The organism is Isoalcanivorax pacificus W11-5 (assembly GCF_000299335.2).
In the GTDB taxonomy this organism is placed as follows: Bacteria; Pseudomonadota; Gammaproteobacteria; order Pseudomonadales; family Alcanivoracaceae; genus Isoalcanivorax; species Isoalcanivorax pacificus.
Genome location: NZ_CP004387.1, coordinates 2,535,084 through 2,554,627, shown reverse-complemented (window position 1 = coordinate 2,554,627; position 19,544 = coordinate 2,535,084). Strand labels below are relative to the sequence as shown.

Here is a 19,544-nt window from a genome sequence, read left to right as displayed (position 1 = left end):
CGCTCACAGTCCGGTCTCCGCTACCTGCACCACCGCCTTGCTGTGCGGCCAGGCGCAGCAGGCCAGTGTCTGGCCTGCCTGACGCTCGGACTCGGTCAGGCAATTGGGTTCATCAGTGGCGACATCGCCTGTCTCGATGGTGACCTTGCAATGACCACAGCCACCCATGGTGCAGCTGAACTGCAACGGCACGCCGCCACGCAGGCCGGCCTCCAGCAGGCTTTCGCCCGGACGCACGGTTACCTCGTGTTCGCTGCCGTCGGCCAGTCGGAACTGCACCGGATGCGGGTCGGCAGGGTGCGGGCGTCTCTCGTCGGAGCTCTGGGTGAATTGCTCCGTGCTGATCGCCGTACTACTGATGCCCAAGTTCAGCAGCGCTTCACGCAGACTGCTGTTGAAGGTGTCCGGCCCGCACAGGAAGTAATGTGTGCCCGGTTGTTGCGGCAGGGCTTCGGCGCTGATCCTCCCCTGTTGACCTTTCCAGCGCTTGCCCGGCCGGGTGAGGTAATAGCTAACGCTCAGGTTGGCATGCGCACTGACCAGTTGCTCAAGACGGTCCCTGAACAGAATGTCTTTTTCGCGACGATTGCCAAAAAGCAGGGTAATCGGGGTTCTGCACCGGTCAATCTCAAGCAGCTGTTCAAGCATGGCCATGATCGGGGTGATGCCGGAGCCGGCGGCGACGAAGGCGTAGTGGGCCGGGACGCTGTCCGGCAGCAGGAACTCGCCGCTGGGACCGGCAAACTGGAGAAGGTCGCCGGCCTTCAGTGCGCTGTTGAGGTGGCCGGACATACGCCCCCCGGCAATCGCCTTGCAGGTGACGGTAAAGGCGTTCTGATCAGGCAGCTGGCTGAGGGAGTAGGCGCGCTTGATACGCGCGCCGTTCACGTCGGCGATCAGTGTCAGGTACTGCCCGGCAGCGGCGTCACAGGGCTTGTCATCCATAGGCGCAAGAGTAATCGACACGGCATCTTCGGTCTGCCGCTCGACCGCTGCTACGCGGGCCTGCCGGTACAGCTGCTCCGGTCTGACAAAGCGTGTCCAGCGACTGGCGCTGGGGCGCGGGCCGGCAACGATCAGCGAGGGATGAAAGGCGGCTGTTTGCATGGGGTTAAATCCTGATTCTGACAAATCATGTAGTGCAGAGTAGCACTACATGATTTGTTTGGCCATACAGCCAAATGTATTATTTTCAGTGTCCGAGCGTGCTGGAGGCGGTCTCGTCAGGACGTGCCGGGGACCAGCCGGGCATGGGCCTTTATCCGGGCAAGATCCGGGATGTCGGGCGGATCCGGGTAGCGGCTGAAGCGGTAATGGTCCATCGGCAGGTGTTTCGCCCGCCACAGCATCTCCATCGAGGTGGAGGGGCGTAACATCGGCGCGTCCCCGTGATGATCGAAGTAGTAGCTGTTCGACAGGGCGCAGTTGTGATTCAGGAACACGGTGTTCTGCTGGCGTTTCTGGATGTCGCGGAAGTAGGCATCATGCTCGGATTGTCGAATTTCTACCCGCGTTGCACCACGCTTGTTGGCCTCGCGAATGCAGCGTGAGAGGTGGATGGCATTGCCCTCCACCATTTTGAAGTAGGAGGTGCCAATCAGCGCGTAGGGGCCGAGCATGATGTAAAAATTTGGATAGCCCGGCACGGTCAGGCCCTCATAGGCTTGATAACGGTGGTCGTGCCAGAATTGGCCCAGGTCGACGCCGTTAGTGCCGATCACCTCGAAGGACGGAATATTGCCCTTCTCGAAGGTCTTGTAGCCGGTGGCCAGAATCAGGGTATCGATGCGCCGTGAGCGACCGTCGCTGGTGGTGATGCCGCGCGCGGTGATGTGCTGAATCGGGGTGGTCACCAGCTCGACATCCTCGCGGGCGAAGGTGCGGAAATATTCGTTCGAGAAGGTGGGCCGCTTGCAGCCGAAACCGTATTTCGGTGTCAGTTTGTCCCAGAGTTCGGGGTGATCAGGCAGCTGCTCGCGCAGGTTGTTGATGCCGGCCTTCTCACACATTCGCACCAGCCAGGGGGCCTGCCGATAATAGATCGCCGACAGCACCATAAGGGTTTCACTGGCGGCATCGGTGGCGCCGCGCAGGCTGCGTTGCAGCCCCGGCGCGAACCGGAACAGGGTCTTGAGCCAGCTCGGCAGGACACGGTCCGGCTTTTTCAGCACCCAGATCGGGGTGCGCTGATAGACATCCAACTGCTTGGCCTTGCCGGCAATTTCCGGGATCAGCTGCACCGCCGTGGCGCCGGTGCCTATCACGGCGACGCGCTTGCCCGTCAGGTCGAGGCTGTCAGGCCAGCGGGCGGTATGGATGACCTCGCCCTCGAAACGCTCCAACCCGGAAATATCCGGCATTTTCGGCGAGATCAGTCCGCCACCGGCGGAGATGATGTGGCGCGCACGAAGTTGCCGACCGTCGTCAAGCTCGATCACCCAGAGGTGGTTGGCGTCGTCGAAGCGGGCACGGGTGACTTCCACGCCAAAACGAATCAGCGGATAGATACCGTACTTGCTCGCCACCCGGCGCGTGTAGTGGTGCAGCTCGTTGCCCGGCGCGAATACCCGCGACCAGTTGGCGTTCTGCTCGAACGAAAACGAATAGGTAAACGAGGTGATGTCGACGGCGATACCCGGATAGCGGTTATCGCGCCAGGTGCCGCCGACATCCTCGCTGCGTTCGAGAATCAGGATGTCGTCGATACCATCGGCGCGCAGCTGGATGGCAACACCGATACCGGAAATGCCGGCGCCAATGATGATGACCTCGTGGTCCGGGACGATGGTCTGTGTGCTTGCCGGTCGGGTAAAGGCGGGCATGTTCATGCCGGGGCTTCGCTGACAACAGTGGCGGCCTGCGCCGGGCGGTCCGCAGACGTGCTGCCGGTCGGGGCCAGATGCCGACGCAGGGCGCTGACGATGATGCCGAAATCGCGGCGGGCTTCCGGCAGCAGAAAAGTAAATACCGGCCAGACATGGGGCAGATCCGCCCGTTCCAGGAGCTGTACCGGCACGCCGGCATCACGGGCACGCTGGGCTACCGCATGGGCGTCATCGCGCAGGCATTCCTCGGCACTGACGGTCAGCATCAAAGGCGGCAGACCGCTGTAGTCCCCCAGACAGGGTGAGGCGTAGGGAAGTGTCGGGTCGGCCCCAGCCAGATAGACCCGGGTGGCGACATCAATCATGCGGCGCGACAGCATGGCATCGCTGTCACTGTTGGCCTGCCGCGACATCAGTTCACCACGGGCATCGGCGCCGGGCGAGATGGCCAGCGCGCAGGCCGGCATCGGCAAGGCCAGGTCACGAGCGCGCAGCAGGGTAACCAGGGTCAGATTGCCGCCGGCGGAGTCGCCGGCAATGATCATCGGGCGCGGGTCATCAAGCAGCTCGCGGTAGACAGCCAGCGCATCGTCCGGGGCTGCCGGGTAGGGATGCTCCGGGGCCAAACGGTAGTCCGGCAGGAACACCCGGGCGTTGAGTGCCTTGGCCAGACGCCCGCAAAAATTGTGGTAGGTCGCGAGCCGCCCGCCAATAAAGGCGCCGCCATGAAGGTACAGCACTGTCACCGTCGGGTCCGGCGAGCTGAGCCACTGGCCCGGCACCCCGCCAACGCGGGCGTGTTGCAGGCGTACGCCCCGAGGTACCGGCGAGGGCGCCAGCGGCGCATTCATCACCCGACGCAGGTGGCGCACCAGCTTGTCCGGATCACGGATGTCACGTTTGACGCCCACGCGCAGCATCAGCTTCATTATGTTGGCAGGGATCGAGGCCATGTCGACTCCTTGTATCCTGATGTCAGTGGTTAATCGGCCAGCAGCCGGTAGGTTTCGCCGACCGCCCGGGCGTACAGCCGTGGCGCCAGACGCTTCAGTCGCCAGGCGATGCGGCCATCAATCTGCGGCAGCATGTACAGATCACCCCGGTCCAACGCATCAAGGGTCTGGCGTGCCACCCGGTCAGCATTGGTCAAGGCAAACCGGGTCATTGCCGAGCGGGCAAAATCCCGGCGCCGTTCCGGTAATCGGCCATCCTCAACGATATTGGTCGGTACCACGGTCGGGCACAGGGCGGTGACGTGCACTCCGGTGCCAGCCAGCTCCGCTGCCAGTGTTTCCGACAGTGCCAGCACCCCGGCCTTGGTTACGTTATAGGTGGTCATTTCCGGGGCGGCGCCGAATGCGGCGGCGGAGGCAACATTGATGATGCCGCCGTAACCGAGATCGCGGAGCGCCGGGGCAAAGAAATGACAGCCGTGGATAACGCCCCAGAGATTGACGTTCATGCACCAGCGCCAGTCATCTAGTGATACTTCGCCGATCGGCCCACCGAGACCGACGCCGGCATTGTTGATCACCAGAGTCACCGGGCGGCCAAGCAGGCCCTCGGCGTCCTCGGCCAGCGATTGCATCTGCGCCGCATCGCCAACATCGCACTGCCGGGCCACCGCGTGACTGCCCAACGCCCGCAAACTGCTGGCCACCTGAGCGGCGCGTTCGGCATGGATATCGACACACACTACGGCGCCGCCGCGGCGGGCCACTTCATAGGCGAAGCTGCGACCGATGCCGCTGCCAGCGCCGGTAATGACCGCAGCGGCACCGCGCGATGGCGGCAAGGGCTTTTTCTTCATGCCTGTCCCCAAGCCGCCTCGGCTGTGGGTGCCGGGGTTGCCCCCCGGGCTTTGCCAGCACGGTGATCACGCAGTGCCTGATAGGCCTGTTGGGTATCGCCGGTCTTTTCGTAGGCCCGCTTCCAGATACGGATCACCTCCCGGTTGTCATCATCCCAGGGGTGGAAGGTCGGCGAGAAGTAGGGCAGCACCCCGCCGAGCACCTTCGAGAGAATGCCCGGGCGCCAGAACAGGACTTTCAGCATGTGTGCCGCCGAGCGCAGATTCAGCACCTGCCGATCCTTGTACAACAGATAGGTCTGGTTGCCGATCATGATCGGGAACCCCAGCGCGATGGCCAGCAGCATGCCGCTGGTGCGCAGCCGGTAGCTTCGCAGCCCGCCGCCACTGGCGTCGACAAAGACGTCGAAGCTGACGCTCTTGTGCTCGGTCTCCTCGACGAAGTGCCAGTACAGCATGGCGCGCAACTCCGGGTGGGTATCGTCAAACAGCTCCGGGTGCTCAAGTAGCACCGACGAGATAATGGCGGTGAAATGCTCGAAGGCGGCAGCGATGGAGCTTTGCATGTCATCGCTGAGGCGATGTTGCAGCTGCTTGCGGATCAGTTTGAATACACCCTCGACCTTGTCGATCGGCACCCCGTGTTGCACGCCGATGGCATTCATCTCGTCGTGTTCGCGGGCGTGGATGCGCTCCTGACGGATGAACTCGATGGCGGCCTTGCGTACTTCCGGGTCATCGAGCTTGTCCAGTTGCCGACGGGCCGAGTTCATCACCCAGCGCTCGCCATCCGGTACTGCGGCGAGAATGGCGTTCATCCAGTGGGTGGTCCAAGGATCATTGTTGAGCCAGTGGCGCGCGACATTGTTGACATTCATCGGGAAATGGATGTCGCGGGTGACCACTTCGTCGTATCCGATCTTGCGATTTGCGAGGGCCATGACATTGCTCCTGCAAGGGGTGGACTTGTTGGGAATGTATTTGGTTGGTTGGCCAATTACAATGATGCGCAGGTTACAGTGCGGAGAAATATGTATAGCGGTGCGCCCTGTGTAAGGGGGCGGAGTGGTTCAGGCGTCGGCATGCTAGACTATTTGGCCTGCGGCCTGCAGTGAAAGGGGGGTATGTGAAAAAGCGAAAGAAACATCAGACCAGACCGGTCGCTGAGTCTGACCGGGAGTTTGTGCTTGCTGCGGCGGCCGCCCTGTTCCGGGAGCGGGGCTATGAGCGCACCACGGTCAAGGAGATTGCCGAAGCCTGTGACATGCTGCCGGGCAGCTTGCACTACCGCTATCCGTCCAAGGAAAGCCTGCTGGTCGATCTTATGAGGCTGGCACTGGAGCAGGCCTCGAGTGCGCTTGCCCGTGCCACGGTCGGCGTGTCTGATCCGGTTGAGCAGTTGCGTCGCGGCATTAACGCCCATCTTGACCTGCTGGTTGACGGCTCGGACATGGTTTACGTGCTGCTGTTTGAATGGCGCTCGCTACGCGGAGAGGCGCGTCAGGAGATGATCGACCTGCGCGATCGTTACGAGCGGCTCTGGGCCGCCATGCTGCAATCTCTGGCCAGTCAGGGCATCATCCGGGCCGATGTTGATCTCAACCTGCTAAGACTGTTCGGTCTTGGCGGGCTTAACTGGGTGGCCACCTGGTTTGATAAAAAAGGCCGTTATTCACTTGAGGATATCGGTAATTTCGTTTGGCAGTTGATCAGGGATGCCGTTATTAACCAGGCGGACCGTTAGCCAGGTTTGGTGAATATCAATGGGCCAATGCCATCAGGCGACTCGGCTCAATATTTGGATATTACTGTGTGCATTGGTCGTCGATTGAGGGCGACGGGAGAGGTTGGCATGGAGGCCGGGCTGTTGTTCTTTCAGCGCATTTCTATGGGGCTTGGGGTTGAGTGCCAAATAGTCGTGCTTCCCGGCGAGACTATTGCCGAAGGCGCTTATGCCTCAGTCAATATGGGGCTGCGTCTGTAGTGATTTAGAACGCATGGAGCGTCCGCGCTTGGCTCTCCGCTTAGCGGAAATACTTCGTCCGTTATGGTTCGCAGATATTCATGGAAATCCGGCGCGCTGGTATAGCTTTTAGTATAGCTTGTGACCCCTAAAAACACTTTAACCTATTGAAAATCAAGGAACACACGCTGCTGCATCATGGGTGTATGGGCGCTGAGATCGTCCTTTGACATGGCGGCGGTATCTGCCTTCGTAGCTCTGGATTGGGCGGTATTCCGGTCACTTTGCGCGGCGGCCGGTAGGCGAAGCCTGCGAGGATAGCAAAGCTGTGGCGCGGGCTCTATTGGCGCGAGACACCGTTTTGCGGAGGCGCGCCGCCGGCAGGCATCGTTCCACCCCCCGGCGTTGGTATCGTCACCCAGCTACGTTCAGCGCACTGCGCCGTTGTGAGAGCGCGTTACAGCCGGATCTGGATTGCCGTGAGGGTTACCAGGCCTCGGGTAATGTGATGATGATCATCAAGGCATCGTGGCCTGGCGACGATTGTGCTCCCCGCCAACGGTGTCGCTGTGCCGGACAAGAGATCCCCGGCCCTGCTCTGCCGGGTCGATGCCGGTATATCACTGGCGGTCCTTGGTGAGACGACTGGTGCAACGGAACGGCTGGGCGCCCATTGGGAGCCATGCGCCACACGTTACAGTAGCCATTCGATCGGCAGCCACGACAACACCTTTACCCCCAGACGCTTGAGCAGGCTGGTGCCGGGTTCGCGGGCATGGATGATTTCTTCGTCGCCACGCTGCTCTGTCCAGTACAGGCGCCCGCGCGCATCCTGTTGCACGCGGTAGGCTTCTTGCGGAATGCGTTGCTCGAACGCGTCGCTGATGGCCCCGGCCAGCGTCGGGCTGTCGATGACAAAACCCAGCTCGGTGTTCAGCCGCGCGGAACGCGGGTCGAAATTGAACGAACCGATAAACACAGTGCGGCGGTCCACGGCAAAGGTCTTGGCGTGCAGGCTGGAGCCGGAACTGCCGAACGGCCCGGCGCTCTCGTTACGGCCCGGTGCGCCGGGTTGCCGCTGGGTTTCCAGCAGGATGATGCCGGCTTCCAGCATGTCGCGCCGTCGCTTGGCATAGCCGGCATGCACGGCTGCCACGTCGGTAGCCTCCAGTGCATTGGTCAGCACGCGGACCCGCACGCCGCGCGCGGAGAGGGCCGCCAGTGCCCGGACACCCTCGGCGGTCGGCACAAAATAGGGCGAGACCAGATCAAAACTTTCGGTCGCCTCGCCGATCAGTGCCGGCAGCGCGCTGATCAGCAGTTCACTGTCGTCGGCGTCGCCCAATCCTTTGGCCGGATCATCACTGACCAGGCGGGTCGGCGCCCATTCAAAGCGCAGTGCATCCAGGGCGATATGGTCGCCACGCGCCTGCGTCTGCAAGGCCTGCAGGTACTGTTCAGCGCGCGGATCATGCTGCGCCTGTTGCGCGGCATCGGTCAGCGCCGCGAGGCGTTCTGCGCTGACGGCCGGCAGAATCAGCGATACCGGATAGGACGAACCACTGGCCCAATAGCGATCAAAATCAAGGGCGGTTTCCCCGACCACCGGGCCGATGGCGAGCACATCCAGGTCGGAAAACAGCAGGCCGTCGGTGGCGGCAAAATATTCGTCACCGATGTTGCGTCCACCAATGATGGTGGCGCGCTGGTCTGCCGTGAATGATTTGTTGTGCATGCGCCGGTTGGCGCGGGAAAAATGCGTGATGAAGCCAAGCGTTTTCGGCTTGCGGATACTGAACGGGTTGAACAGCCGTACTTCCATGTTCGGGTGCTGGTCCAGCGCTGTCAGTACATCGTCCATGTCACGGATGCCGTTGTCGTCCAGCAGCAGTCGCACGCGCACGCCCCGGTCCGCCGCATCGTGCAGGGCTTCCAGCAGCAGTGTGCCGGTAATGTCCATGTGCCAGATGTAGTACTGCACATCCAGGGTGCGCTCCGCGCTGCGTGCCAGCATCATGCGCGCGGCAAAGGCCTGGCGTGGGTCGGCCAGCGGCAGGATGCCGGACGTGCCGGGGTGATGACCGGTCAGCGGGGCGGTGGCGGCGTCCAGCCAGGCGCCCTGCAATGCCTGTTCGGGCAGCACGCGACTGTCGACGCGATCGTCCAGCGCGGGCAGGGCACAACCGCCAAGCAGGGCCAGCAGGCTGCCCAGTATGAAGGTGCGGAGCGAAACGCCGGTGGGCGTCATTGCGCGCTGGCCCCTGTGGTGGAGGTGATCGGGGAAGCATAGCGGGCCCGAAGCAGCCCTGCCATGCGTTGCGTTGTCATGCCTGACGATGTCACAGCATCCATTCGATTGGCAGCCAGGACAGTACCTTGACCCGCGCGCGCTTGAACAACCCCACCTTCGGATCACGTTCAAAACGCTGCTCGTTGTCGCCGTGCTGTTCCGTCCAGTACAGTTTGCCCCGCTCGTCCAGATGCACCGCGTAGGCTTGCCCGGGTACCTGCTGGTCGAACACATTGCTGATACCCCGGGCCAGCACCGGGCTGTCGATGATGAAGCCGAGCTCCGTGTTCAGTTCCGCCGAACGCGGATCAAAATTGAACGAACCGATAAACGCCTGGCGGCCATCGATGGCAAACGTCTTGGCATGCAGGCTGGCGCCGGAACTGCCGAACGGACCAGCGCTCTCATTGCGCTCCATATCTTCCGACAGCTTGCGCATTTCAAACAGCTCGATGCCAGCGGCCAGCATGTCTTTTCGATAGCGGGCGTAGCCGGCGTGTACGGCGGCCACGTTGGTGGCTTCCAGCGAGTTGGTCAGAATGCGCACGCGCACACCTCGCTGGCTCAGAGATGTCAAAAGCGCCACACCGGGCCGGGTGGGGACGAAGTAGGGCGAAATCAGGTCCACGGAATGTTCTGCGGCCAATAGCAATGGCGGTAGCTGGCTGATCATCAGGTCACTGCGCGCAGCCTTGCCGAGGCCCTTGGCCGGGTCGTCGCTGATCATGCGGACCGGCGCCCACTCGAAGTGGATCTCGCCGCTGTCGAGGCGATCGGTAAAGTGGCTGGCTTCCAGTAGTCCGAGATACTTGACCGCGTCGTCATCCCGCCCGGCCTGTTCCACTGCTGCGTCCAGTAACGACACCCGGTCGTGTTTCGGTGCCGGTAATATCTGCGCTACAGGATAGGCGGACTGGCTGGCCCAGTAACGATCGAAATCCGTGGTCACCTGCTCCGCCGCCGGGCCGATGGCGAGCACATCCAGATCGGTGAACTGCACGCCGGTGCTGGCGCCGAAATATTCGTCGCCGATATTGCGGCCGCCGATAACCGCCACACGCTGGTCGACGGTGAAGGATTTGTTGTGCATGCGACGGTTGGTGCGCGGAAACCCGGCCAGGAAGCCGAGCATCTTCGGTTTGCGCAGGGCAAACGGATTGAACAGCCGGATCGTCATGTTCGGGTGCGTGTCCAGCGCGGCCAGCAACTCATCCATGCCGGGCACGCCGTTGTCATCCAGCAGCAGCCGCACACGCACCCCCCGGTCGGCCGCGTCGTGCAGTGCGTTCAGCAACAGCGTGCCGGTGACGTCCTGGTGCCAGATGTAATACTGCACATCCAGCGTGCGTTCAGCGCTTTCGGCCAGCACCATGCGGGCGGCGAACGCCTGGTGGGCATCGGGCAGGGCGATCAGGCCGGAGAGGCCGGGATGGGCGTTGGTCAGCGGCAGCGTGGTGCTGTCCAGCCAGGTGCCGTGCAGGGCGCCGTCCGGCAAGCGCTGGGCGTTGAGGCCCTGATCCACAGCCGGCAGGGCGCAGCCGCCAAAGGACAGGTAGCAGAGCAGGAGAAACAGCAGTCGGGCGAAGGGCGGCATGGTCTGGTCCGTGATCATGGCGTCCTCACGATCATAGCCGCCGGCAGCGCCGACAGCCATGCGTATGCCGGCGGACCAGATGGTACACTTCGCGCCGTGCTGTAACCGGACCTCTCCGGTGAGGCCGGAGAATGAAGCTGCATAGTGAGGTTGGAGAATATTGATGGCGTCCAAGCCGATTCTGATTGCCTGTGCTGGCCGCACCTTCCCCGGGATCAGCGCCCGCCTGGGCGATTTCGACAACTGGATTGCCGATGGCCTGGGTGAACATCTGCCGGTGACAACGCTGGATATCCGCGAGGCAGATACCTTGCCCGCCGCCGACACCCTGGCCGGCGTGGTGGTGACCGGCTCGCACAGCATGGTCAGCGACCGGGAGCCCTGGAGTGAACGTGCGGCGGACTGGCTGCGGGCATTGATCGGGGCGGGTGTGCCAATACTGGGCATCTGTTACGGACACCAGTTGCTGGCACACGCCTTCGGCGGGCGAGTCGACTATCACCCCGGTGGCATCGAGATAGGGACGGCCGACGTAACGTTGCTGGAGCAGGCGCGTGATGATGCCTTGTTCGGCGACACAGCACCGCGTTTCGCCGTACAACTGGTGCACCGCCAGTCGGTGCTGGCGTTGCCGGAGGCTGCCGTCCTGCTGGCCCGGGGCGAACATGAACCTCATCAGGCATTTCGTATCGGTGCATGCGCCTGGGGCGTGCAGTTTCATCCGGAATTTTCCGCAACTGCGATGCGTTGCTACATCGCGCAGATGGCCGACGTGCTAACCGGGCAGGGGCGTGATCAGGCAGCGCTCGCTGCCGAAGTGCGTGACACGCCGCAGGCGACGGCGCTGCTGAGCCGTTTTGCAAAGATCGCGGCGCATGCGCAGCAGTGACCGCGGTGAGATGCACCCCGACTTTCGCCCAATAACCACCCCATGCGCGCAGGCGCAGTGGTACACTGCGCAGCCATCATGTGACCTGCCGTGCCGGCGGGTTTTTTCGTTCACGCAATCTGCAGAGGCGAGTCAGTGAGTGCGCTGTGGCTGGTGGTGATCTGTATCGGTGCCGGGGCGATTGCTGCCCGTTTCCGGCATCCCGAGGGTTTGGTGCCTGGCCTGAACTGGTGGGTGTTGCATGTGGCGCTGCCGGCGCTGGTGCTGCAGCAGATCATCCTGCTGGAATGGTCCAATGACCTGTTGTTTCCTGCCGTCGCCATGTGGCTGGTGTTTGCCGGTGCCTGGCTGCTGATCAGCCTGGTGGGCCGCTGGCGTGGCTGGAGTCGCGGTCAGGTGGGTGCGCTGGTATTGACCGCCGGGCTGGGCAACACCTCTTTTGTCGGTTATCCCCTGATCGAAGCGCTGCGCGGGCATGATGCGCTGGGTGTGGCGGTGATCGCCGATCAACTCGGGTCGTTTCTGGCGTTGTCGTCTGCCGGTGTCATCGTGGCCGCGCTGTACTCCGGCCTGCGGGTTCACCCGGCAGCGCTGGCGAAACGCGTGGTCACTTTCCCTGCCTTTATTGCCCTGGTGGCGGCGCTGCTGCTGCGTCAGGCCGGTGGCTTGCCGCCGGTCCTGATGGAAGTCGCCGGGCGGCTCGGCCTGACGCTGACGCCGCTGGCGCTGTTTTCGGTCGGCATGCAGTTGCGGCTGCGTGCTTCCGGTCATGACCTGGGTCCCATGCTGTACGGCCTGGGCTGGAAACTGATGCTCGCGCCGTTGATGATATGGGGCATTGCCATGGCCATCGGCGCGCCGCCTGCGTCGGGCGATATCGCCGTATTGCAGGCGGCCATGGCGCCGATGATCACCGCCGGTATTCTGGCACAACAACACGGGCTGGCGCCGTCGCTGGCGAATCATATCGTCGGCATTGGTATCCTGCTGTCTCTGGTTACGGTGCCGCTGGCCAATTATCTGCTGGGCCTGTAGGCATCGCGCCGCAACGGAGGGCATCACGTGCGACACTGGCAACTGGCAAAGGAAGTGGGTGAGGCGCTGGGTCGGGCGAAGGTCTCCCTGGCCACCGCGGAATCCTGCACCGGCGGCGGTATCGCTGCCGCCATCACTGATATCCCTGGCTGTTCCGGCTGGTTTGAACGTGGCTTCGTGACCTATTCCAACGCCGCCAAGATGGACATGCTCGGCGTCCCCGCCGCGTTACTGGATGAGCATGGCGCGGTCAGCGGCCCGGTGGTGCGGGCCATGGCCGAGGGGGCGCTGCAGTACAGCCTGGCGGACATCAGCGTGGCGGTCAGCGGCATTGCCGGCCCGGACGGTGGTACGCCGGACAAGCCGGTGGGCACGGTCTGGTTTGCCTGGGCTCGCCGTGGCGGCCGTACCGACATTCACTGCCAGTGCCTGTCCGGCGACCGCGATGCGGTACGCGCCGGTACCATCGAAATTGCCCTGCGCGGCGTGCTGGCGCGGCTGCGCTGAGCCCTGATCACATTCCCGTTTTGCCGGGGTTGCAGGGGCAGGCCCTCCTGAGCATAATACTGTCCATATTAACAGTGTCCGGTCCCGGGCCATCCCCTGTGCCATTCACCACCGAGCATTCACCACCGAGAGGGTTTTGCAATGGATGACAACAAGAGCAAGGCGCTGAGCGCTGCGCTGTCCCAGATCGAGCGTCAATTCGGCAAGGGTTCCGTGATGCGCATGGGTGATCGCAAGCGCGAGCCGATGCCGGCCATCTCCACCGGCTCCCTGGGGCTGGACGTGGCGCTGGGCATCGGTGGCCTGCCAAAAGGCCGTATTGTTGAAATCTATGGCCCGGAATCCTCGGGTAAAACGACGCTGACTCTGTCAGTGATTGCCCAGGCCCAGAAAAATGGCGCCAACTGCGCCTTCGTTGACGCCGAGCACGCGCTGGACCCGGACTACGCCGAGAAGCTGGGCGTCAACGTCGATGACCTGATCGTCTCCCAGCCGGACACCGGCGAGCAGGCGCTGGAAATCACCGACATGCTGGTGCGCTCCGGCGCAGTGGATGTGGTGATCGTCGACTCCGTGGCCGCCCTGGTGCCAAAGGCGGAAATCGAAGGCGAGATGGGCGACCACCACGTGGGCGTACAGGCACGCCTGATGAGCCAGGCGCTGCGCAAGATCACCGGCTCGGTGAAGAACGCCAACTGCCTGGTGATCTTCATCAACCAGATCCGCATGAAGATCGGCGTGATGTTTGGCAACCCGGAAACCACCACTGGCGGTAACGCCCTGAAATTCTACTCCTCCGTCCGCCTGGACATCCGCCGCATCGGTGCAGTGAAGCAGGGCGACGAGGTGATCGGCAGCGAAACCCGCGTCAAGGTGGTCAAGAACAAGGTCGCGCCGCCGTTCCGCCAGGCTGAATTCCAGATTCTCTATGGCAGTGGCATCAACAACCTGGGCGAAATCCTGGACATGGGCGTGCAACTGGGCCTGATCGACAAATCGGGCGCCTGGTATGCCTACAAGGGTGACAAGATCGGCCAGGGCAAGCAGAACGCCTGCGATTTCCTGCGGGACAACCCGCAGGCACGCGATGAAGTCGAAGCACAGATCCGCGCCCGTCTGCTGGCTCCCGTGAACAAGGAGAGCAGCAAGGAAGAGGCACAGGTGGTCGAGGAAGAGGATTGATTTACCAGCCTTGCTGAGCGGGGTGCCACAGCATGATCGGTGACGATATCGATGGCGCTGGCCGTCGGGGCACCGCATCTGCCGGTGATGATCCCCAGGCGCGTGCGGCAGAAATGCGGCGTGTCGCGCTGGGCATGCTGGGGCGGCGCGAATATGCCCGCGCGGAACTCCAGCAACGTCTCACCAGGCGCTTCGGCGAGGACGCGCCGGTGGGTGCGTTGCTGGACTGGCTCGAAGCACAGCGTTTCCTCGACGACACCCGCTACGCCGGCATGCTGGTACGTAGCCGGATCGAGCGTGGGCAAGGGCCGCTGCGTATCCGGCAGGCGCTGCAGCAGAATGGCGTGAGCAACCTGCTGGCGGAGCAGGCCCTGGCCGAAGCCGGTTGCGACTGGTTTGCGCTCGCCGCCGAAACCTGCCGCCGTCGCTTCGGTGCCGGGCCGCCAGCCGACCTGAAGGACAAGGCCCGCCGGCTGCGCTTTCTGCAATATCGCGGTTTCACCGCAGACCAGTGCTTCGAGGCACTGGATGGCGATGGCGCTGCCTTCGACTGATCAGCGGCCCGGTGTGCCCGGGCCTGTTCGTCACTGAAGATACGTTCCCCCGTGGAGGGCTCCGCGCTGCCATCATCCCCCCCCCGGAAGGCAGGGTGGGGCTCTCCGCGTTCTAACCTGCCTTCAACCATTGCATCAGGCCCTGCGGTCGCATGGCGCCTGCATTCTGGCCCCGTTATACTTGCCGCTTTCCGTCATACCCCGACTGATACGACAGCGAGACTTATGAAGAGCGCCGACATTCGCCAGGCTTTCCTTGATTACTTTGCCCGCCAGGAGCACGCGGTTGTGCCGTCCAGTTCCCTGGTGCCGGCGAATGACCCGACCCTGCTGTTCACCAACGCCGGCATGAACCAGTTCAAGGACGTGTTCCTGGGCCGGGAGAAACGTGACTACACCCGCGCCACCAGCAGCCAGCGCTGTGTGCGGGCGGGCGGCAAGCACAACGACCTTGAAAACGTCGGCTATACCGCACGCCACCACACTTTCTTCGAAATGCTGGGCAACTTCAGCTTCGGCGACTATTTCAAGCGCGAAGCGATCCGCTTCGCCTGGGAGTTCCTGACCGTTGACATGAAACTGCCGCCGGAACGGCTGTGGGTCACGGTCCACATCTCCGACGACGAAGCCGCCGACATCTGGCTCAAGGAAATGGGCGTCAGCGCCGAGCGCTTCTCGCGCCTGGACGAAGACAACTTCTGGCAGATGGGTGACACCGGCCCCTGCGGCCCCTGCTCGGAAATCTTCTACGACCACGGCGCCGACGTGCCGGGCGGCCCGCCGGGCTCTGAAGGCGATGACCTGGACCGCTACATCGAAATCTGGAATCTGGTGTTCATGCAGTATGACCGCCAGCCCGACGGTGAACTGGTGCCGCTGCCGAAACCCTCCGTGGACACGGGCATGGGGCTGGAGCGGATTGCCGCCGTGATGCAGGGCGTCCACTCCAACTATGAGATTGACCTGTTCCAGGCGCTGCTGAAGGCGGCTGCAAAAGCCACCGGCACCCGCGATCTGGAAGAAAAATCCCTGCGCGTTATTGCCGACCATATCCGCTCGGCCAGCTTCCTGATCTGCGACGGTGTCATTCCGTCCAATGAAGGCCGTGGCTACGTACTGCGCCGCATCATCCGCCGGGCACTGCGTCACGGGCACAAGCTTGGCTGCGAAAAGCCGTTCTTCCACACTCTGGTGGGCGCGCTGGTGGAACAGATGGGCGAGGCCTATCCCGAACTGCGCGCACAGCAGGCGCGGATCGAAAAAGCCCTGCTGGCGGAAGAAGAACAGTTCGGTCGTACCCTGGCCCAGGGCATGAAAGTGCTGGAACAGGCTGTCAGCGGCCTCGAGGGCACCGTCATTCCGGGCGACGTGGTGTTCACCCTCTATGACACCCACGGTTTTCCGCCGGACCTGACCGCCGACGTGGCCCGCGAAAAAGGCCTGTCCATTGACAGCGCCGGGTTTGAGGCGGCCATGGAAGCCCAGCGCCAGCGCGCCCGGGGTGCCGACGCCTTTGCCAACGATTACAACGACCGCCTGCAGATCGACAGCGAAACGGCATTCTCCGGCTATGAACTGCTGGATGACGACGCCAGCATCGTGGCGCTGTATCGCGAAGGGGAGCCTGTCCAGACCCTCAACGCCGGCGACGATGGCCTGGTGGTACTGGACCGCACGCCCTTCTACGCCGAATCCGGTGGCCAGGTGGGCGATACCGGCCTGCTGACCGCCGGCGACAACCGCTTCCGCGTGGCCGACACGCGCAAGCGCCAACAGGCCTACGTACACCACGGCAAGCTCGAACAGGGCAGCCTGAGCGTCGGCGACACCGTCGCCGCGCGTGTCGATACCCGCCGCCGCCGCGCTGTCATGCGCAACCACTCCGCCACCCACCTGATGCATGCCGCCCTGCGCCAGGTGCTCGGCGAGCATGTTGGCCAGAAAGGCTCGCTGGTGGGGCCGGACTACCTGCGCTTTGACTTCTCCCACGGTGAGAGCGTGAGTGCTGAACAGATCGCTGAAATCGAGCAGCTGGTGAACGAACAGATCCTGGCCAACAGCCCGGTGACCACCGAACTCATGGATATCGACGCCGCCCGTGCCGCCGGCGCCATGGCGCTGTTTGGCGAAAAATATGACGACCAGGTGCGCGTGCTGACCATGGGTGAAGCGGCCTTCTCGAAAGAGTTGTGCGGTGGCACCCACGTCGCCCGCACCGGCGATATCGGCCTGTTCAAAGTAACCGCCGAAGGGGCCTCCTCGGCAGGTGTGCGCCGTATCGAAGCCGTTACCGGCGAACAGGCGCTGGCCGCCGTGCGGCGCCTGTCAGACACCGTCAGCCGTGTCGCAGCGCTGGTCAAGGCGGCGCCGGACCAGGCGGCTGCCCGCGTCGAACAGATGGTGGGCCGGACCCGCGAGCTGGAAAAAGAGATCGAGCGCCTGAAGCAGAAGCTGGCCTCCGGTTCCGGCAACGACCTCAGCAGCCAGGTCAATGAGATCGGCGGCGTCAAGGTGATCGCCACCCAGCTCGACGGTGCCGATGCCAAGACGCTGCGCACTGCCGTCGACAGCCTGAAAGACAAACTCGGTTCAGCCGTGGTGCTGCTGGCGGCCGTAGACGGCGACAAGATCAGCCTGGTGGCTGGCGTCACCGACGATCTGTCCGGCCAGTACCCGGCCGGCGACCTGGTGCGTCATGTTGCCAGTGCCCTCGGCGGCAAGGGCGGTGGCCGTGCCGACATGGCACAGGGCGGTGGCAGCGATCTGCAGGCCCTGCCGGCAGCACTGGCCCGGGTGGCCGACTGGATTGCTGCACGCCAGGGCTGACGGGGCTTTGCGCGGCCGGCTGTCACATATTTGTACAGTCGCGCCGCGCGGCCTCCATGCATCTTTGCTGCGCAGATGCTAAAGTAGCGCGCCCTTTTTGCTGACAACTTCTTTATATGGCCCTCATCGTACAGAAATATGGCGGTACCTCGGTCGGTACCGTGGAACGCATCCAGGCGGTGGCCGAGAAGGTGGCCAAATTCCGTGCCCGGGGGGATCAGATCGTGGTGGTCGTGTCCGCCATGAGCGGTGAAACCAACCGCCTGATCGAACTGGCCAAGGGGATCACCGACGAGCCGACACCTCGCGAGATGGACGTGCTGGTGTCCACTGGCGAGCAGGTGACCATTGCCCTGTTGAGCATGGCTCTGCACAAGCTCGGTCTGGATGCCCGCTCCTACACCGGCTCACAGGTGCGCATCCTCACCGACAGTGCCCACACCAAGGCGCGCATTGAGGACATCGACGACCACAACATGCGCGCCGACCTTGATGCCGGGCGCGTAGTCGTGGTGGCCGGCTTCCAGGGGGTCGACGCTCAGGGCAACATCACCACCCTCGGCCGTGGCGGCAGCGATACCACCGCCGTGGCACTGGCCGCCGCGCTGAAAGCCGACGAGTGCCAGATCTATACCGATGTGGATGGCGTCTATACCACCGACCCGCGTGTGGTCGACAACGCCCGCCGCCTGAACACCATCACCTTCGAGGAAATGCTCGAAATGGCGAGCCAGGGCTCGAAGGTGCTGCAGATCCGCTCCGTAGAGTTCGCCGGCAAATACGGCGTCCCCCTGCGTGTGTTGCACAGCTTCCAGGATGGCCCTGGCACCCTCATTACCGTCGACGACGAGGTAGATATGGAAAAGCCGGTTATCTCCGGGATCGCCTTCACCCGTGATGAAGCCAAGATCATCGTGCGCGGCGCGCCGGATACCCCGGGCATCGCCTACAAAATCCTCGGCCCGGTCGGTGCGGCCAACATCGAGGTCGACATGATCGTGCAGAACGTGGGCAAGGACGGCGCCGCTGACTTCACCTTCACCGTGCACCGCAACGACTTCAAGCGCGCCCAGCAGGCCCTGCGCAACGCCTCCGAAGAGCTGGGCAACCCCGAGATCATCGGCGACGACAAGATTGCCAAGGTATCCCTGGTGGGCGTGGGCATGCGCTCACACGCTGGCGTGGCCTCGAAAATGTTCGAGGCCCTGGCAGGCGAGGGCATCAACATCGAGATGATCTCCACCTCGGAAATCAAGATTTCCGTGGTGATTGCCGAGAAATACCTGGAACTGGCCGTGCGGGCGCTGCACACCGCGTTCGAACTCGACCAGCCGGTCGCGGGCTGACAGAATGACCCGCCCGGCGCCCCCGGGCACCGGGCGGGTGACTGCTGGCGGCAAGACATCGCCGCCGGCATGCTGCATAATGATCACCCGCATCAGGGAGCGGGTATGTGGTCCCGGGCCCAAGGAATCACCCGGAGGTGCCGACCCCCTGAGCAGCGGACATGCGCTCATTTACTGAAGGACCCAGGAGGGACCAACCATGCTTATTCTTACCCGGCGAGTAGGCGAAACCCTGATGATCGGTGACGATGTCACCGTGACCGTGCTTGGTGTCAAAGGCAACCAGGTGCGTATCGGCGTCAACGCGCCGAAGGAAGTCGCCGTGCACCGCGAAGAAATCTACCAGCGGATCCAGCACGAAAAAACGGCGGATGGAGACGCTGTCTGATTTTTCCCCAACCGATTGTATTAGGGCTGGGATTTCAGATCAGAAATGGTATTATGCCCGCGGTCGGCAAACGCCGACCCCGAGCTTGGCCGGCAGTGTTGCCAGGCCCTGCAAAAATCCGGTGAGGTGGCCGAGTGGCTGAAGGCGCTCCCCTGCTAAGGGAGTATACGTTAAACCGTATCGAGGGTTCGAATCCCTCCCTCACCGCCAGACATAAAAAAACCCGCGCACTGCGCGGGTTTTTTTATGTCTGGCGGTGAGGCTTGGCATGATGAAAACCCCCGTTCGACAAGCCGCCGCAGGCGGCGCAGGACGTCATCGCAGATGACGGGGCG

At 63.1% G+C, this 19,544-nt stretch carries 16 protein-coding genes and 1 tRNA gene; 10 read left to right on the top strand and 7 right to left on the bottom strand.

Annotation, left to right across the window (positions count from 1 at the left end; all coding sequences use genetic code 11):
- Positions 1 to 3: 3 nt before the first annotated feature.
- The 5 genes from S7S_RS11325 to S7S_RS11305 form a co-directional block, all read right to left on the bottom strand.
- Positions 4 to 1,107, bottom strand: a complete 1,104-nt coding sequence (locus tag S7S_RS11325; protein ID WP_008737112.1) for a ferredoxin--NADP reductase — start codon at positions 1,105 to 1,107, stop codon at positions 4 to 6.
- A 116-nt stretch (positions 1,108 to 1,223) separates the two neighbouring features.
- Positions 1,224 to 2,828: a flavin-containing monooxygenase gene (locus S7S_RS11320; RefSeq protein WP_008737113.1), complete on the bottom strand. Its 1,605-nt coding sequence runs from the start codon at positions 2,826 to 2,828 to the stop codon at positions 1,224 to 1,226.
- The gene (locus tag S7S_RS11315; RefSeq protein ID WP_008737114.1) at positions 2,825 to 3,778 is read right to left on the bottom strand and encodes an alpha/beta hydrolase; all 954 of its coding nucleotides are present in this window, start codon (positions 3,776 to 3,778) and stop codon (positions 2,825 to 2,827) included. Before S7S_RS11315 ends, S7S_RS11320 begins: the two co-directional genes overlap by 4 nt.
- 29 nt (positions 3,779 to 3,807) lie before the next feature.
- Positions 3,808 to 4,635, bottom strand: a complete 828-nt coding sequence (locus S7S_RS11310) for an SDR family NAD(P)-dependent oxidoreductase (RefSeq protein WP_008737115.1) — start codon at positions 4,633 to 4,635, stop codon at positions 3,808 to 3,810.
- Positions 4,632 to 5,576, bottom strand: coding sequence for a metal-dependent hydrolase (locus S7S_RS11305; protein WP_008737116.1), 945 nt, complete (start codon positions 5,574 to 5,576; stop codon positions 4,632 to 4,634). Before S7S_RS11305 ends, S7S_RS11310 begins: the two co-directional genes overlap by 4 nt.
- Before the next feature lie 185 nt (positions 5,577 to 5,761).
- Between S7S_RS11305 and S7S_RS11300 the strand changes: the two genes are divergently transcribed.
- A complete protein-coding gene (locus tag S7S_RS11300; RefSeq protein WP_035204639.1) occupies positions 5,762 to 6,379 on the top strand; it encodes a TetR/AcrR family transcriptional regulator in 618 nt (205 codons plus the stop codon).
- Positions 6,380 to 7,292: 913 nt separating this feature from the next.
- Here S7S_RS11300 and S7S_RS11295 read toward each other — a convergent pair.
- Both S7S_RS11295 and S7S_RS11290 read right to left on the bottom strand, forming a co-directional pair.
- The gene (locus S7S_RS11295; RefSeq protein WP_008737118.1) at positions 7,293 to 8,846 is read right to left on the bottom strand and encodes a phospholipase D family protein; all 1,554 of its coding nucleotides are present in this window, start codon (positions 8,844 to 8,846) and stop codon (positions 7,293 to 7,295) included.
- 91 nt (positions 8,847 to 8,937) lie between these two features.
- On the bottom strand, positions 8,938 to 10,542 hold the full coding sequence (locus tag S7S_RS11290; protein WP_008737119.1) for a phospholipase D family protein: 1,605 nt from the start codon (positions 10,540 to 10,542) through the stop codon (positions 8,938 to 8,940).
- Positions 10,543 to 10,645: 103 nt separating this feature from the next.
- Between S7S_RS11290 and S7S_RS11285 the strand changes: the two genes are divergently transcribed.
- The 9 genes from S7S_RS11285 (at position 10,646) to S7S_RS11245 (ending at position 19,419) form a co-directional block, all read left to right on the top strand.
- On the top strand, positions 10,646 to 11,371 hold the full coding sequence (locus tag S7S_RS11285) for a glutamine amidotransferase (protein WP_008737120.1): 726 nt from the start codon (positions 10,646 to 10,648) through the stop codon (positions 11,369 to 11,371).
- Between the two features lie 135 nt (positions 11,372 to 11,506).
- Positions 11,507 to 12,406: an AEC family transporter gene (locus S7S_RS11280; RefSeq protein ID WP_202966502.1), complete on the top strand. Its 900-nt coding sequence runs from the start codon at positions 11,507 to 11,509 to the stop codon at positions 12,404 to 12,406.
- Positions 12,407 to 12,433: 27 nt separating this feature from the next.
- Positions 12,434 to 12,913, top strand: coding sequence for a CinA family protein (locus S7S_RS11275; RefSeq protein ID WP_008737123.1), 480 nt, complete (start codon positions 12,434 to 12,436; stop codon positions 12,911 to 12,913).
- Between the two features lie 141 nt (positions 12,914 to 13,054).
- On the top strand, positions 13,055 to 14,095 hold the full coding sequence (recA, locus tag S7S_RS11270) for a recombinase RecA (protein ID WP_008737124.1): 1,041 nt from the start codon (positions 13,055 to 13,057) through the stop codon (positions 14,093 to 14,095).
- Between the two features lie 32 nt (positions 14,096 to 14,127).
- Entirely contained in the window at positions 14,128 to 14,649 is a 522-nt protein-coding gene (locus S7S_RS11265) for a regulatory protein RecX (protein WP_008737125.1), read from the top strand.
- Positions 14,650 to 14,874: 225 nt separating this feature from the next.
- A complete protein-coding gene (gene alaS / locus S7S_RS11260; RefSeq protein ID WP_008737127.1) occupies positions 14,875 to 17,475 on the top strand; it encodes an alanine--tRNA ligase in 2,601 nt (866 codons plus the stop codon).
- Positions 17,476 to 17,591: 116 nt separating this feature from the next.
- Positions 17,592 to 18,821 carry an aspartate kinase gene (locus tag S7S_RS11255; RefSeq protein WP_008737129.1) on the top strand — a complete coding sequence of 410 codons (1,230 nt, stop codon included), beginning with the start codon at positions 17,592 to 17,594 and terminating at the stop codon, positions 18,819 to 18,821.
- Positions 18,822 to 19,020: 199 nt separating this feature from the next.
- A complete protein-coding gene (csrA, locus tag S7S_RS11250; protein ID WP_008737131.1) occupies positions 19,021 to 19,209 on the top strand; it encodes a carbon storage regulator CsrA in 189 nt (62 codons plus the stop codon).
- Positions 19,210 to 19,329: 120 nt separating this feature from the next.
- Positions 19,330 to 19,419 (top strand) — tRNA-Ser (locus tag S7S_RS11245).
- Positions 19,420 to 19,544: the final 125 nt, after the last annotated feature.

What these genes read in the sequence shown, in the direction of transcription:
- S7S_RS11325 (WP_008737112.1), bottom strand. Translation starts at nt 1,107, where the DNA reads ATGCAAACAGCCGCCTTTCATCCCTCGCTGATCGTTGCCGGCCCGCGC.
- S7S_RS11320 (WP_008737113.1), bottom strand. Translation starts at nt 2,828, where the DNA reads ATGAACATGCCCGCCTTTACCCGACCGGCAAGCACACAGACCATCGTC.
- S7S_RS11315 (WP_008737114.1), bottom strand. Translation starts at nt 3,778, where the DNA reads ATGGCCTCGATCCCTGCCAACATAATGAAGCTGATGCTGCGCGTGGGC.
- S7S_RS11310 (WP_008737115.1), bottom strand. Translation starts at nt 4,635, where the DNA reads ATGAAGAAAAAGCCCTTGCCGCCATCGCGCGGTGCCGCTGCGGTCATT.
- S7S_RS11305 (WP_008737116.1), bottom strand. Translation starts at nt 5,576, where the DNA reads ATGGCCCTCGCAAATCGCAAGATCGGATACGACGAAGTGGTCACCCGC.
- S7S_RS11295 (WP_008737118.1), bottom strand. Translation starts at nt 8,846, where the DNA reads ATGACGCCCACCGGCGTTTCGCTCCGCACCTTCATACTGGGCAGCCTG.
- S7S_RS11290 (WP_008737119.1), bottom strand. Translation starts at nt 10,542, where the DNA reads ATGGCTGTCGGCGCTGCCGGCGGCTATGATCGTGAGGACGCCATGATC.
- S7S_RS11285 (WP_008737120.1), top strand. Translation starts at nt 10,646, where the DNA reads ATGGCGTCCAAGCCGATTCTGATTGCCTGTGCTGGCCGCACCTTCCCC.
- recA (WP_008737124.1), top strand. Translation starts at nt 13,055, where the DNA reads ATGGATGACAACAAGAGCAAGGCGCTGAGCGCTGCGCTGTCCCAGATC.
- S7S_RS11265 (WP_008737125.1), top strand. Translation starts at nt 14,128, where the DNA reads ATGATCGGTGACGATATCGATGGCGCTGGCCGTCGGGGCACCGCATCT.
- alaS (WP_008737127.1), top strand. Translation starts at nt 14,875, where the DNA reads ATGAAGAGCGCCGACATTCGCCAGGCTTTCCTTGATTACTTTGCCCGC.
- S7S_RS11255 (WP_008737129.1), top strand. Translation starts at nt 17,592, where the DNA reads ATGGCCCTCATCGTACAGAAATATGGCGGTACCTCGGTCGGTACCGTG.
- csrA (WP_008737131.1), top strand. Translation starts at nt 19,021, where the DNA reads ATGCTTATTCTTACCCGGCGAGTAGGCGAAACCCTGATGATCGGTGAC.